The 16,124-nt window shown below is 44.2% G+C and carries 10 protein-coding genes; all 10 read left to right on the top strand.

Translation table 11 applies throughout. The annotated features are described in order from the left end of the window. The first annotated feature begins 12 nt into the window (after positions 1–12). The 10 genes from MRBLPE1_RS05305 (at position 13) to MRBLPE1_RS05260 (ending at position 15,773) form a co-directional block, all read left to right on the top strand. The gene (locus MRBLPE1_RS05305) at positions 13–1,653 is read left to right on the top strand and encodes a response regulator transcription factor (protein WP_364142454.1); all 1,641 of its coding nucleotides are present in this window, start codon (positions 13–15) and stop codon (positions 1,651–1,653) included. 138 nt (positions 1,654–1,791) lie between these two features. Next, positions 1,792–3,498 carry an extracellular solute-binding protein gene (locus MRBLPE1_RS05300; RefSeq protein ID WP_364142451.1) on the top strand — a complete coding sequence of 569 codons (1,707 nt, stop codon included), beginning with the start codon at positions 1,792–1,794 and terminating at the stop codon, positions 3,496–3,498. A gap of 78 nt (positions 3,499–3,576) precedes the next feature. Then, positions 3,577–4,476, top strand: coding sequence for an ABC transporter permease (locus MRBLPE1_RS05295; RefSeq protein ID WP_364142447.1), 900 nt, complete (start codon positions 3,577–3,579; stop codon positions 4,474–4,476). 11 nt (positions 4,477–4,487) lie between these two features. After that, positions 4,488–5,369, top strand: a complete 882-nt coding sequence (locus MRBLPE1_RS05290) for a carbohydrate ABC transporter permease (RefSeq protein ID WP_364142444.1) — start codon at positions 4,488–4,490, stop codon at positions 5,367–5,369. 135 nt (positions 5,370–5,504) lie between these two features. Beyond that, positions 5,505–8,039 (top strand): carbohydrate binding domain-containing protein, encoded by a 2,535-nt coding sequence (locus MRBLPE1_RS05285; RefSeq protein ID WP_364142441.1) that lies wholly within the window; start codon positions 5,505–5,507, stop codon positions 8,037–8,039. Between the two features lie 106 nt (positions 8,040–8,145). Next, positions 8,146–9,345, top strand: coding sequence for a hypothetical protein (locus MRBLPE1_RS05280; RefSeq protein WP_364142438.1), 1,200 nt, complete (start codon positions 8,146–8,148; stop codon positions 9,343–9,345). Between the two features lies 1 nt (position 9,346). Then, entirely contained in the window at positions 9,347–10,453 is a 1,107-nt protein-coding gene (locus MRBLPE1_RS05275) for an aminotransferase class V-fold PLP-dependent enzyme (protein ID WP_364142435.1), read from the top strand. Between the two features lie 100 nt (positions 10,454–10,553). Continuing rightward, the gene (locus MRBLPE1_RS05270) at positions 10,554–11,501 is read left to right on the top strand and encodes a zinc-dependent alcohol dehydrogenase (protein ID WP_364142432.1); all 948 of its coding nucleotides are present in this window, start codon (positions 10,554–10,556) and stop codon (positions 11,499–11,501) included. A gap of 25 nt (positions 11,502–11,526) precedes the next feature. Then, complete coding sequence (locus MRBLPE1_RS05265) at positions 11,527–13,506, top strand: GDSL-type esterase/lipase family protein (protein WP_364142429.1); 1,980 nt, start codon at positions 11,527–11,529, stop codon at positions 13,504–13,506. Next, positions 13,485–15,773, top strand: coding sequence for a family 78 glycoside hydrolase catalytic domain (locus MRBLPE1_RS05260; protein WP_364144514.1), 2,289 nt, complete (start codon positions 13,485–13,487; stop codon positions 15,771–15,773). The genes MRBLPE1_RS05265 and MRBLPE1_RS05260 overlap by 22 nt, the downstream gene beginning before the upstream one ends. The last annotated feature ends 351 nt before the right edge of the window (positions 15,774–16,124 follow it).

Raw genomic sequence — 16,124 nt, 5'->3', positions numbered from 1 at the left:
GGGGATAAAGAAATGCGTCGGATCCTAATCGTGGATGATGAGCCTTTTATCGTGAATGGGTTGGCAGGAATGATTAAAGAAGCCGATTTTACGGAACTGGAAGTGTATAAGGCAAACTCTGCTGCTGAAGCGATACAATGGTTCGAGAGGACCTCGATGGATATTGTACTGACTGATATATCTATGCCTGGCATGAATGGGTTGGAATTGCAGAAACGAATCGTACAGCAGTGGCCTAGGAGCAAGATTATCTTTCTTACCGGGTACAATGATTTCTCCTATGTAAAAGAAGCCATACATCACAGAGCGGTGGATTACATTCTGAAGACAGAAGGTGATCAGGCGATTCTGGCTGCGGTGAATAAAGCAATGGAGGAGTTAAACCAAGAAATAGAGAGAGGGGCACAGTTTGAAAAGGCTCAAGCCCAGCTTCATGCTGCGCTTCCTTTTTTGCAGAAGGAATATTTGCTTGAACTCCTTCATGGCGAGTTGCAGCCGAATTCTACCTTCCAGAAACAGATGAATGAGTTAAGCCTGACATTTGTTGAAAGTGATCCCGTATTGCTATTTATAGGAAAAGTCGATGAATGGTCAGAGTATTCCTCCGCGGATAAGGCTTTACTCCTGTACGGGGTACAAAATATCGCGGATGAATATATGAAATCCTCCGTTAAGCTGGAATCCATCACGTACGACAAAACGAGGATTGCTTGGTTAATTCAACCACTTGCTAGTAATCATGACTTGATGATAGATGAACGGCGACTTGCACGTTTTGTCCTAGGAACGGTTGAACGCATTCAACAAACCTGCAAAGAGCTGCTTAAATTGAAATTGTCTTTTGTTGTTTCTAGTGAGTGCTGTACATGGTTCAACATATCCGATCGTTTCGAAGAGTTAAACAGAGTGATGCGAAGAAACTTCGGCATGGGACACGAACTGCTACTAACGGATGTATCCGCAGAAATGATCTCCACAACACCTCTCAAGGATTCGCAGACAAAAATGCTTCAGAAGCAGACGAGTCAGCTGGAGCTCTGTCTTGTTAGCGGTCAGCAAATAGAATTCAAGCGTAAATTAATGGAGCTGATGAACGATTCAGACATTCGATCGGATGCTGATTTGAGGCTAATCGCCTCTTATCAGCTTTTATCTATGATTATGACTTACGCGATGAACGAGGGTTTTTTGAAAGTTGTAATGGAGAAAACGGAATTAAATCGTTTGCTGAATCAGGATTCTCAGGGAACTTGGGAAGAAACGATTATCCGCCTAATCGAGATCGGCGATACCTTATTCAAGAATAAAGTTGGAATGACCAACCAGCATAGCAGGAGCTTAGTAACCCGGATTAAAAAATATATCGATGAGAATTTATCAGAGGATTTATCATTAACCCGGTTGGGGGAACTCGTTTCTTTGAATCCGTTTTATTTGTCTAGGTTGTACAAGCAGTTAACGGGTGAAGGGCTGTCTGACACGATCATGACAGCCCGTCTCGCCGAGGCGAAGAGACTGCTTAAGGATACGAATGACAAAGTGCAGGATATCGCAACAAAGGTTGGGTTCGAATCTGCAGCGTATTTCAACCGGTTTTTCAAGAAATCAACCGAGTACACTCCCCAAGCCTATCGAGAATATTACCGTAAATAATTATTCTGATCTGATGTTAATATGTCGTAAAAATAAGTCAAGTGAAGTTGAAATCCTCCAATAGTATACACTTTCAGCCCCACCTATAATTAAAGCAGGAAGACCATTCTTCTCAAAACAGCGTAGGGGGAATATCGAATGAAGAAGATAAGATCGGCTGCTTTGGTTCTTGCAAGCACGATGATGCTCATGACTGTGCTCGCGGCGTGCAGTACAAACAATGAGAAGAATAGTACATCTGTTAGTCCGTCAGCAGCAGCAGAATCGACCGCTCCTGCGAGTGAGTCTACATCAGTGCCATCCGACGAAGTTATTGACCCGTTAGGGAAATTCGATCCTCCGATTGAGGTCACCGTTATCCGGCCTTACGATGATAATACCAAGTTCGTAGAAGGGGATACGGCGGAGAATAACGAGTGGACGAGAGCGTATGAGGACAAACTCGGCATTAAAGTGAAGTTTGATTGGATCTTGCAAGGCGGAGGGGATCAGTACACTCAGAAGCTGAATGTAGCGATTGCGAGTAATGACTTGGCTGACATCGTTATCGTTAATTCGAATCAATTGAAGCAGTTAGCCGAAGCTGGACAAATAGCAGATTTAACAGAAGTATTCGATAAACACTCTTCTGAATATGTGAAGAAAGTATTAAACGAAGATGGTGGCTTAGCCCTTAAATCGGCAACATTCGATGGCAAGCTGATGGCGATACCTCGCATCGGATCGGATATTGATGAGGTAGCTCTGCTGTGGGTTCGAATGGATTGGCTGAAGAAATTAGGATTGCCAGAACCTAAGACAATGGAAGACGTTAGAGCCATTTCCGATGCCTTTACCAACAAAGATCCTGATGGCAACAACAAAGCTGATTCCTTCGGTTTGGCTCTGACTAAGGATCTTGGCAGCGGATTCGGAGGCTTCGAAGGCTTTTTGAATGGCTACAATGCTTATTACAATACCTGGATCAAGGATGCATCCGGCAAGCTTGTTAACAGCAACATACAGCCAGAAATGAAAGTTGCCTTGGCAGAGCTGCAGAAGATGTATCAATCCAAGCAAATCGATAAGGAATTCGGAACGAAGGATGTCACCAAAGTAGCTGAAACGGTTACATCCGGCAAGATCGGTATGTATTACGGAATGATGTGGACTCCTCTGTGGCCATTGCAAGGCGGAAAGGAATTAGATTCTTCCATGGAGTGGAAATCCTTCGCGATTCCTTCGGCTAACGACCAGCCGGTTAAGGCGCAAATTCCTTTCCAAGTACCTCAATATTATGTCGTTAAGAAAAATTCGGAGCATCCGGAAGCAGCTATCAAAATGCTTAATCTTTGGTATGACATTTCATTCGATTCTATGATTGAGCCCTCGGTATATGGAGCAACTAAAGATGGTGTAGAGGCCTTTAAACACGCGATTATAGCAGGCTCTCCTATAACGACTAATATGGATAAATATAAAGCGATTACAAAGGCTCTGGAAACAAATGATACCACAGGAATGAAAGCTAATTTCAAGAATGATTTCGATGCAGTGGCTTCATTCATTAATGGAGACATCAAGGGTTGGGGTATGCATGCAGTCTTCGGACCAGGCGGCTCCTTCTCAGTCATTGATGATTATGTCAAACGAGATGTATTCCTACGCAATGAATTCTATGGTTCGCCAACTCCTACAATGGGAGAAAAAGGAGGGACACTGGATACACTGCTTAAGGAAACATTCACGAAGATCATCATGGGAGCATCCTCGATCGATGAATTTGATAAATTCGTAGATAACTGGAAAAAGCTTGGTGGAGACCAGATAACCCAGGAAGTAAACGAGTGGTTCGCTAAGCAATAAACATGAATCAGAGACAAGAGCAATGGGAAGTAAACATATTACTTCCCATTGCTGTCTTTAAAAGGATGTGTAGATCAGATGCTATCGAAAAAATGGAGAAGAGAGTTCCCCCTTCACCTGATGATATTGCCCGGGCTCATTCTAATCCTGATATACAGCTACGTACCCCTTTTCGGTTTAACGCTGGCATTCCAAAAGTTTCTCCCTGGACGCCCTTTTTTTGATAACCCGTGGGTAGGCTTCGATCATTTCAAATATGTATGGGATATGCCCAATTCCCTCCGTGTATTATGGAACACGATCTATATTGCAGGCTTTAAGATCATGATCGGACAGATTGTGCCGATCACCATTGCTTTGTTGCTGAATGAAATACGCAAGGATTGGTTGAAACGCGGGGTACAGACACTTATCTATTTGCCTCACTTTCTCTCTTGGATAATTCTCGGGGGCATTCTGATCGATATTCTCTCTCCATCACAAGGAATTGTGAATCAGATCATCAAAGCTTTTGGCTTTGAGCCCATTTATTTTCTCGGCGACAATAGGTGGTTTCCGATCACCATCGTCTTATCAGATGTATGGAAGGAATTCGGCTTCAACACGATTGTTTACCTTGCTGCCTTGACTGGTGTGAATCCGTCACTTTATGAAGCAGCCGTCATTGATGGAGCAAACCGATGGAAGCAGACCTTAAACATCACGCTGCCAAGCATCCTGCCGATTGTCATCCTTCTCGCAACTCTTAGCTTAGGCAACGTTCTGAATGCGGGATTTGATCAAGTATTCAATTTATATAGTCCATCTGTTTATGAAAGCGGTGACATCATCGACACGCTCGTCTTTCGAGTGGGTTTAGAGGAAGCGCAATACAGCGTGGCTACAGCAATTGGCTTATTTAAGTCATTTGTATCTTTTATCATGATCTCCTTGTCATACTTTCTTGCTTATCGACTTGCTAACTACCGGATTTTCTAGGAGGCTTTTCCATGATACGAATGAGTATCGGATATCGGATCTTTAACGTATGGAATATGGTGTTTCTCGTCTCTCTTTCAATCATCTGCATTTTGCCGCTTGTGCACGTTCTTGCCTTGTCCTTCAGTAACAGCAGTGCTGCCGGAGCAGGTTTGGTCAAACTGTGGCCAGTTGGTTTCACTACAAATTCTTATGAGTTCATCTTAAAGAAACCGGCCTTTCTTAATTCTCTTGTTGTAACCCTTGAGAGAGTGTTTCTGGGAACCTTCATTAACATGATGATTACTTTGCTTGTAGCATATCCATTGTCCAAAGAAACGCAAACTTTCAGATTCAGAACATTATACGCATGGTTGTTCGTATTCACGATTCTGTTTAGCGGTGGACTGATTCCTTGGTACATGACGGTTAAATGGACGGGTATTATGGATACGATATGGGCCCTTGTTCTTCCGGGAGCAGTTCCCGTGTTTAACATTATCCTGCTGCTTAACTTCTTTCGAGGTTTACCAAAAGAGCTGGAAGAATCATCTTCAATTGATGGTGCGAGCCATTGGACAACTTTATGGCGCATCTATGCTCCATTATCAATGCCCGCACTTGCCACCATAGGGCTTTTCACGATCGTTGGCCATTGGAACGCTTGGTTTGACGGGTTGATATTGATGAAGTCGCACGATAATTACCCTTTATCCACCTATCTTCAGACCATACTGGTCAGCATTGATCTGACAACAGTAAGCGGTGAATCGATGAAAGATTTAAGCGAGGTATCAGATCGAACGGCTAAGTCAGCTCAAATTTTCCTTGGAGCATTGCCCATCTTGCTCGTATATCCGTTCTTGCAGAAATATTTTGTTAAGGGAATCGTTCTGGGCAGCGTGAAAGAATAGGGTAAGACTGCTTGATCGCATCCCGCAAGACGAGATTTCACAATTAATTCATGAGGGGAAGTCTCCGTTATCTGTTGCGTATATCCAGAAATGGTTATTAGGATAATCCATCATTCATGAAGGGTGTGTTTATTAATGAGAAGAACGTTTGTACGTTTTACATCCATCGTAACAGCTCTTTCTTGTATGTTGACCGCAATTACAATTAGTTTCGCCTCCCCAGCTAAAGCTGCTGGCGAGGAGTTTGTAATGGGTATTTTTTATGTTCCTACCTGGCCTTATACGAACGCTACACAATATGATTATATTAAAGATGCGCATATCAATGTTCTGCAAACTTTCTACCCGAATACGAACCAGCCTAGCACGATCTCACAGATGAATACTGTGTTGGATTTGGCGGCCGACCGAGGGATGAAGGTGCAGGTTTCTGATACGAGATCAGAATATCTGATGGGTACGAGGACGGGGCAGCCACTGCCCGCGGCTTCGGATGCTGATATAGATGCAATAGCTAACTCTTACAAAAACCACCCTGCAACAGCGGGTTATTACATCCAGGATGAGCCGCACGAGTTCGAGTTCCCCAGAGCCGCGCATGTCTATAATCGATTCTTAATGAACCAACCGGATTCGATGTCTAATGTGAATATGTTCCCTGATTCCGGTGTGCCAGGAGGCCCAAGCGAGCACCTTAGCTATATGAAAAAATGGGTGACTACGGCGGGGGCTTCCAAGTTGCAATATTTGTCTATGGACACCTATCCATTCAAGGACGATGGGAGCATTGGAAGCTACTATTATCAAGATTTGGCCAACTTAAGAGCGGCAGGATTATCCTATAACCTCAAGACAGCAGCATACCTGCAAGCGAATGGGGATAACCTCGCTGGTTATCGTCGGCCAAATGCAAACGAGCTAAGATGGAATGTATACAATAGCCTTGCCTATGGTGTGAAAGGATTATATTGGTTTACTTGGTTCCAGCCTGAAATCTATACCCCTAACAATTTCACGACGGCGATTATGGACGGAAGCGGAAATAAAACGGATCTATATACCCCTGCGCAAACCTTAGGGTCAGAGGTTAAAAAGCTTGGACCCACCTTAATGGGACTAACTTCTCGAGATGTGTACTTCAAGGGGACCATCCCCACTGGTACAACAGAGATTCCAGCCAATTACTTCTGGAATCCAACAACAAGCTTTAACCAAATTCTGTCCCATTTTGCTAATGAAGACGGCAGAAGTTATGTGATGGTCGTAAACAGAGATTATGCCAATAGCAGAACGTTAAGCTTCAATTTACCTTCCAAGCCATCTGCGGTTACGGAGGTTTCCAAATCTACGGGAGCGGAGGTCAGCACCAACTACAGTAATACTACAGGAAACATTTCAGCGACGTTCCTCCCTGGTGAAGGTAAGTTATATGCGATTTCGTCTGATTTCAACTTGCCTGCAACGAATGTTAATGATTCCGATGCTGCAATTACCTATTCGGGAAGCAGCTGGCTTCATAGCACAAGCCGGGGAGTTGGTGATTACGCTGATGATGTGCATCATGCAAGTGTTAATAATGAATACTTCGAATATACCTTTAACGGCACAAGTGTGGAGTATATAACGGAAAAGGAAACGAGCGGCGGCAACGTGGATATTTATATCGATAATGTATTCCAACAAACCGTAAGCACATACACCAGCGGGTCTCGTCTCCCTATGCAAACGATCTATAGCAAGACAGGATTGTCTAACGGTCCGCATACCATCAAAGGCGTGAAGAAATCGGGGACATTCATGACGGTTGATAGTTTTAAGGTAACGCCAGGCAGCATGCAACGCCAAGCTTCTAAGACGAATGATACGTTTGAAGGTATAACGTACTCGGGCACGGGCTGGGGTTATAGCGATGGACGCGGTACTGGGGATTATAAGAATGATCTGCATTATACGACCATGAATAATGATTATTTTCAGTACACATTCACTGGAACGGGTATAGAGTTCTTGACGGACATGGACACGAGCGGCGGCAATGTGGATATTTACATCGACAATGTATTTCAACAAACGATAAGTACCTATAGCACGTCTTCCCACAAAACTCAGCAAGCCGTGTATAGCAAGACCGGACTAAGCTATGGTACCCATACGATCAAAGGAGTTAAGAAGTCAGGAACCTATATGGTGGTGGACGGTTTTTCGGAGCACAAGGGCAGTAATCTGCTAGCAAATTCCGGTTTTGAAAGCGGGACCACGACTTCATGGTCGGCTCCATATGGAGGAACGGTTACCACAAATTCCACCAACAGACACTCAGGAGCTTACAGCGCCAAAATTGTCGGAAGAACTCAATTGTTTAGTAGTCCTACTCAAGATGTCACATCTATGCTCAAAACAAATAACCAAGGGATTTACCATCTGTCTGGTTGGTTGAAATTGGCCGCTGGAACATCGGATCGGGCGCAGATCGCTATTCGACTAGGGGATGATTTAGGAACGCATTGGGTCAATACAAATTGGAAAACAATTCATAGCACCGAATGGACCCAGAACTCTGACACGCTGAACATCACTTGGACAGGTAAATTAACATCAGCGATCTTGTATATACAAACTGAAACTTACGGTTATGATATGTATTTCGATGATTTTATCCTCTCCCATTAATGTCAGGCTTAACTTCAAATCAAGCTGTGTGAATATCTATCTAGCAGATCCCATGCATCTGTCCTTATAGATGCATAGGTGATTATAAGCTAAGGAGTGGACGGAATTGAACAAAGAGTTTCCAATCGGTATATTCTATATTCCTACATGGGCTGCCACTAATGATATCCAATATAACTACATCCAAGATGCACATATCAATTTTATGCAATCCTTCTACCCCAATGTAGTAGGAATCAACACAGAAGAACAAATGAAAACCATTCTGGATTTGGCATTTGCCCGCGGGATTAAAGTTCAGGTTTCGGATTCGCGGATGGAGGAGCTAATGACAACAGCCACGGATGAGGAAATTGATGCTATTGCTAGCTCGTATAAGCACCATCCTGCAACCGGGGGTTATTATATCAAGGATGAGCCAAGTCAGGAACAACTCTCAAGAGCCGCTTATGTATACAAAAGATTGAAATGGAATGATCCAAATTCCTTTCCAAATGTGAATATGTTTCCTGCTTCCGGCGTTCCGGATAGCAACCATAAGGATTATTTAGAAGAATGGGTGAATCAGGCAGGTCCTGCCAACCTTGAGTATCTTACGATGGATACCTATCCGTTCGTTGCTGGTGACGTAATAGGTTCGGACTATTTCAAGGACATGGAAAATTTAAGAGCTGTTGGCTTAAAGTACGACCTGAAGATTGCCGCTTACTTACAAGCTGTAGGGCTTTCACTAGGGGAAACTGCATATCTGCGCCGTCCGAATGCCGATGAGCTGAGATGGAATGTATATACGAACCTAGCCTATGGTGTAAAGGGATTATATTGGTTTACTTGGTTCCAGCCCATAGATCAAGGCCCGGACACCCATTTTACGACAGCGATAATGGACAGTGCCGGTAACAAAACAGATTTGTACGTTCCCGTCCAGTCTTTAAATGAGGAAATCAAGCAATGGGGACCCATCTTAATGGGATTGATATCTCGCAATGTGTTTTTTAAAGGGAAATTGCCGCCAGGTACGAAACCTCTCCCTGCGAATTATTTCTGGGAGCCTGTTGATGATGAGGATCAGATTGTTTCGCACTTTGTGGATTCTTGCGGTAGGAATTACATCATGGTCGTGAATCTAGATTCCACCAATAATAAAACTTTAAGATATCATCTGTCTTCTAAGCCTTCTGTCTTAACAGAGGTTTGCAAATCCACTGGTGCTGAAATTCCTACAAGCTATAGCAGCGTGTCAGGAGAACTCTCTTCCATCTTTCTTCCAGGTGAAGGGAAGCTTTACATCTTATCGGACGATTAGCATGGCGGATATCTATGATTGGATAGGAGTAACTAAGATTATTAATGCTTGTGGCACGATAACGAGAATAGGCGGTTCTAAGATGGCTGCAGAAGTGCTTGCGGCAATGAACGAGGCTGCAGGTGCTTTTGTGGACATCCATAAGTTTCATGCCAAATCAGGGGAGAGAATAGCCGAGCTGTTTGGAGTTGAAGCTGCATGCATTACTTCAGGTGCCTCCGCCGGAATCGCCATATCAGCCGCCTCTTGTATGACTAGAGGAGATGCTGAGAAAATTATTCAGCTGCCTGAGACAACAGGCATTCCTGATGAAGCTTTGATGCTCAAAAGCCACAGAATTCTATATGATCAGGCACTAAGGGTATCCGGTGCTAAGGTAAGAGAGATCGGTGAGATATCTAAAGTTTCAATCCGGCAGATTGAAGAAGCCATCTCTGATCATACTGCTCTATTTTTTTATGTAGCAGCGGCTGAACAGGTGGAAGGCTCCTTGCCTCTCGCTGATATTATTAGAGTTACGAGGAGGAATCAAATCCCCATTGTAGTAGACGCAGCCGCGGAACTGCCGCCGATTAATAATGTGACGAAGTATCTAAAGCAGGGTGCAGACCTTGTCATTATAAGCGGTGGTAAAGAAATTCGCGGTCCGCAATCTTCGGGTCTTATTCTAGGTAAAAGAGATCTAATAGAAGCTTGCATAGCGAACAGCAGTCCCAACTTTAGTATTGGTCGTTCTATGAAAACAGATAAAGAAACCATTGCGGGTATTGTTAGGGCTGTGGAGTTATTCGTAAAGAAAGATTATGTTCAAGAAATGAAACGTTGGGAAGCCATAGTATCCATTATCGTAGAGTCACTTTCTCCAATACGGGGTACTCACGTGCGACGAGGGTTTCCGAAGGAGCCCGGCGTGCAGCCAGCGGATATACCTAGAGTATTTCTCAAGCCTACCGGCTCCTCTGCGCAAGAGCTTCAGAATCGACTGATGATGATGGAACCGGTTATCTATACTAATATACAAGAGGATGAGCTCGTCATTAATCCGCAATGTTTGGAGGATGATGAAGTAGCTCATGTGATTGAGGCAATTATCGCGTTATTAGAGTAGCGGAAGGAAACCATACAGGGATTCAGTGAGAGCAAAGATCCTGTTTTATCGGTAGTGAATAAACAACTCGAACATACCCAGGAGAGGACGGGAATCATTTATGAAAAGCTTGCAAATAATTGGAAAAGGGAACTACAGGATTATCGAAAGTGAACTTGCTTCTCCTCTGGAGGATCAAATAACCGTTCTTATTCACATCGTATCGACCTGCCCGCGTTGGGATATGAACATGATGAGCGGGAAAGATATGTTCGACGCCTCTAAAGAACCAGAATACCCGCTTCCTTTAGGCTTTCCAGGACATGAGATGGCGGGGACGGTAGCGGAGGTTGGCAGTAAGGTTACCGCCTTTAAGGTTGGTGACCGAGTAGCTGCGCTTGAGCATCTGGTCGATCCCGGAGCTTATGCCCAATATTTAAATTATCGAGAGCATGAGTTAATCAAGCTCCCAGACGAAGTCTCTTGGAAGCAGGCTGTGTCTTTCGAGTTGTTGAAGTGTGTATTGATCGGGCTTCTCCAATTTGGAGATATGCGAGGGAAGTCGATGCTTGTATCAGGGCTTGGTCCTGCAGGTATCTTAGCCCTTCAAGCAGCAAAGCTGATGGGGGCTGACAGGGTAACGGCTATAGATATTAATAGAGAAAGAATCGAATTTGTGAATAGTTTGGGTATTGGTGATGCCAAGCATGCGGAAGAGCTTGGCGGAGAGCGCTTTGACTTAGGGTACGATTGTGTGGGGGCAGCTGCATCTATTCAAAACGTGCTTGAACGGATAGATCACCATCTGGTTATATTCGGGGTGCTAAAGGGAGAAGTTCGCTACGCCGATCACTTATGGTTTAAAGGAATAAGACTCGAATCCTATCGGTACCGCAGATTTGAAACAGAGGATCAGGCATTATTGCTAGATTTGGTAGTAAACAAAGGGTTAAACACGGAATGTCTGCAGACTCATCACGTTCCGCTATCTGAATACGGGAAGACGATCTCACTCCTGCAATCTCAACAAGCGATTAAGGTTTATGCATACCCACAGACTGATATGTAAGTCATATTTCTTAGGAGGTGGAGTCATGAAAGCGAAAGCGATCGTATTTACGGGTGTGAACGAAGTGGAATATCTCGATGTAGAGACGCCTGACCCTGGACCAGAAGATGTTGTGATAGATTTAGAGTATTCATGGATTAGCGTTGGTACAGAGCAATCTTTTCTCAGAGGTGAGCGGGTTTCAGGGGAGCAAGTAACGCTCTCGGGGGACGTGCTTCCATTTCCACAGGTTGCGGGATACCAGAAGGTTGGCATTGTGCGGATAGTTGGCGATGCCGTAAGTGGCTTTCAACCGGGAGACCGTGTTTTTGCTTCGATAAGCAAAGTAGCAGGAATGGCGTTTGATACGGGCGGCCACGTGAATCCTGCTGTAACGCACTTCAACCAAGTATGGAAACTGCCCGATTTAGGTCCTAATGATGCTTTGGCTTATGCACCGCTTGTACTCGCGCAAGTGGGGTACAATTGCGGAATGAGACCTGATGTTGCACCTGGAGACCGAGCCGTTGTCATTGGAGATGGATTGGTCGGTCATTGGGCTGCGCAAACTCTGCTCTCCAGAGGAGCAAAGGTGATCATGCTGGGTCGCAGAGATGAAAGATTGGCTTTGCTTCCTGCGGACATTCAAGGCATTAATATTCGGATTCCGGGCACAGTGGAAGGACTTGAAGATTTAACTGATATTCAGGTTGTTGTTGATAGCGTAGGGGCATTATCCGTGTTCCATGCATTGCGGCCTCGAATGAAGTTGAATAGTCACTTTGTTACGGCTGGCTTCCTTGGGAGTAATGGGTTAATTGACATTCAACAGCTGAGAGCTCAAGAGATCACCTTGCATTGTCCTTCCGGATGGACAACGGAGCGAATGAATGAGACGCTAGCCGCCATCGCAGATGGAAGATTGACCACGCTTCCCTTGATTACACATGACTTCTCGGCATCTCAGGGAAAAAAGGCTTGGCAGCTCATTATGGACAAATCTGAAGGATTTTTAGGAGTTGTGCTCGATTGGCGATCTAGACAACAAACAGAATCTTTTGTTTTCGTAAAGGATGATGAACTTCCATTAAAAAAGAAACCTTTGGCAGGAACGCGTGTACGCATTTTCAGTGATGCTGACAGAAATAATCCTGAGGCAATCGAATATGCCGAGGGATCGGATTTTTTGGTTGATTATACGAATGCCTCTATTCGCAGAACGATAGGCAGTCGTATAGCAGATTGGTCTCTACATCCTTTGTATGACATCGTGGGCTTCGATCAAACAAAGTATGAAGACTATAGCAATACGACTTATACGGTGTATGCGGAATACGAATACGAGCCTGAAGATTCTATCCCCGATATCCGGAAGGTGATTAATGGATTATCGACCATCATGCCAAGAGTCGCAAGTAAACTGCGAGCAGGCGAAGAAGTCATCTTCGTCGTCTATGGAGATAGTATCAGCGCGGGAGGAGAAGCAAGCCAGAATAGCTTTACGTTTTTCCGACGTTTTGCTGATTACCTATGTGAATTTCATCTTGGGGGAAGCATCCGAATCGTGAATAAAGCGATAGGGGGCGAGACCAGTGAAGGTGGAGCATCAAGGGTAGAACGTGATGTGATTCCTATGCAACCGGATCTGGTATCCATCGGTTATGGAATGAATGATCAGAACCTTTATGAGCACGGACTTGGTGTCTCACCTGCGGATTATGAACGAAATCTACAATATATTATTGATACGATCAGAGCATGCGGAAACACGGATATATTACTTATTACCCCTTGTGAACCTAACCCGCTATGGAAGCATACAAGTGGAAGGATGATTGAATATGTTCATGTGATTCATCGACTAAGTGAACAATATGGAGTCGGTGTCGCAGATGTATATAAGTTATGGAGAGAGGAATTAGAAGCGGGAAAAACGCCAGAAAGCCTGCTTTTGAACAATATCAATCATCCTAATGATTATGGTCATCATCTCTATTTTAGAGCATTCGCAAACATGCTAGGTTAGAACTCTGTGAGGAGCTGACTGTTATTAAATGGACATCAGATTGGATTTGGCACTCTAAGCGCATAAGGATAAATGACTTTGCCTATTTTCGTAAGGAATTCAACGTTCGCGGGGAATTGGCTTCAGCTCGACTTTATGTATCGGGGCATCATTATCTACATGTATATTTGAATGGAGCTAAAGTTGGGGGATATGGATCTCCTGCACCAACAAATCCATTTAAGAGGAAGTTCTATTTAGAATATGAAATTGGTGAACGTTTAAATCCAGGCATGAATTGCATCACTGCAGATGTGCACTATCTTGGTGGCGGCGGACAAAATTATGTGGATGGCCTTCCAGGATTTCGTCTGGAGCTTCACCTGGCTTATGTGAATGGAAAGAAACAAATGGTGAACACGAATTCAAACTGGGAAACACTGCTAGATAAGCCTCATAGAACGGGTACACGCTATCAGCAGAATCGTAGAATATCAGCAATAGAAGATTATGATGCGAGAAAATGGGATATTTCTTGGCGCAATGTTGGCTGGCAGAGTGGGAGTTCCGCTAGAACAGCTAAAGCCAAGCTAGCGAAGATCGCTCGTAACGATTGGCCAATGGTCACTCAATCGATTCCTGAAGGAGCAATTGAGGAAGAACTTCCATTAACGAAGTTAAGTTTGTTTCCTGGTAATGAGGACGAAGCAGTTATGCCTCAAGTGTTTGATGCAGGCAGAATTGTCTCCGGCTGGCCGCGGCTTAGGTTGAAGGGTTTTGCAGGCGCAATTATCCGACTCAGATACTCCGAGGATTTAGACGAAAATGGACGCGTTAAGCACAATGTGTGCAATGAGGAGTCAGAGCATTATTATGATCAATATACGATGCGGGGGGACTCTCTAGAGGAATGGCAGCCTGACTTCTCTTATAAAGCTTTTCGTTATGTTGAAGTCACAGGTTATCCAATATCGATAGAGCCAGGAATCGGACTTTCCGTATGCGTGGCGTACACAGCAATAGAACACGGAGGAAGTTTCAAATGCTCTAGTGAGCTCTTGAATGCTGCATATGAGGCATGCATTCGTACACAGAAGAACAATACGCTTGGGCAAACCGTTGATTGTCCTCATCGCGAGCAAGCTCAATATATTGCCGATACGGATCTGCAGGCGGAGGCATTGCTCTATAATTTCAATGCGCTGTCCGTGATTGAGAAAACCCTAAGTGATTTCGCTGACGCTCAGCTTGAGGATGGTACTTTTCCATTCGTTGCTCCGTCAAATTCTGCTAATCCCGAGTTCAAGCTCCAAATTCCGGAATGGGATTTGCATTATGCGACACTGCTGTGGAAGCTTTATGAAGCCTCTGGACAAGTATCACTGCTTAGGTCTTACTTCGGTGTGTTGCATAAAATGGTCGATTATTTCATTGGAATACTAGATTCAGATACGGGTCTTGTTCCCCTTGATAAAGGCTGGCATATTAGTGACTGGCCTTATCCTTCTGTCGAGCATGCGGGTATGTTCTTGACTGTAGAGCAAATTAAGTTGGTGCAAGCAATTAGAATAACAAGTGACGTCGCATCATTAATTGGTGAAGATAAGAAACAGATGAGTTATTTGCAGCAAGCCGAACAATTGTCATGTAATATCATCAAGCATTTGTACAACCACGAAACCAAGTGTTTTAGAGATAGCTCAGATTCTGGCCAAAACCATCAAGGTGTGACGGCGATTGCCTTATATGCAGGCATTGTCCCTGATGAGGATAGAGAGCAAGCCATTGCCTATGTTGCGAGTAAAGAATGGGAATGTCGCACCGTATTGTCGTTGCCGCTTCTGCGGATGTTATTCGAGAATAAGAGAGAAGCAGAAGCCTTTGCCATATTAAGCAGCAGGGAATATCCAGGTTGGGGATATATGATTGCGCAAGGAGCAAAAACAATGTGGGAGGGTTGGGAAGACGTCGAGAGCCATTCCCATGCGTGGAATGGATATCCGGCTAGACTCTTTCAAGAATATATAGTTGGCATACGATCTGAAGCTCCGGGCTTTACGAAAGCAGTAATACGTCCGTTTATCCCCGATGAATTATCGTTTGCCGAAGCGTTGGTTTGGACAATACAGGGGAGTTTGTTCGTTCGGTGGGAGAAGACGGTTGGCGGGGGCATCCGCGTAAATGTAAAGATACCTTTAGACGTGCAAGCGAGACTTGAGATCCGGTTCGGAAAACAAGAAGTGATTAGGGAGCTAGGGCACGGAGACCAAGAGTTTATTTTGATTTAGATCGCATAGTGTCCAAATACAGGGCTGATCAGAGCATTAGCTCCGACCAGCCCTTGTTTGCAAGGCGGAAGAACGCCAATGGTACAGTCTCATCGACAAGATAGGGGCACGAATATACGGATATATCGAAGTGTTGCACCGAACAATGCTGGACAGGCCTGAACATATGATTGACTAGCGAAGTTGAATCGTTCTGGTGGTATTTGGATTAGCTGGAACGAAAATAAGGAGTTAAACAAGACGGATTCGTGAATGCGAGGTCGTTTTTTTTGTGTGTTATTCGTTAAAATGAACTATAAGTATAATTATAAATACTACATTTTAATGGGTTTATTTACTCACTACCAATGA

It is taken from the genome of Paenibacillus sp. LPE1-1-1.1 (assembly GCF_040676435.1).
Lineage (GTDB): Bacteria > Bacillota > Bacilli > Paenibacillales > Paenibacillaceae > Pristimantibacillus.
This window is presented reverse-complemented; position numbering and strand designations above follow the sequence as displayed.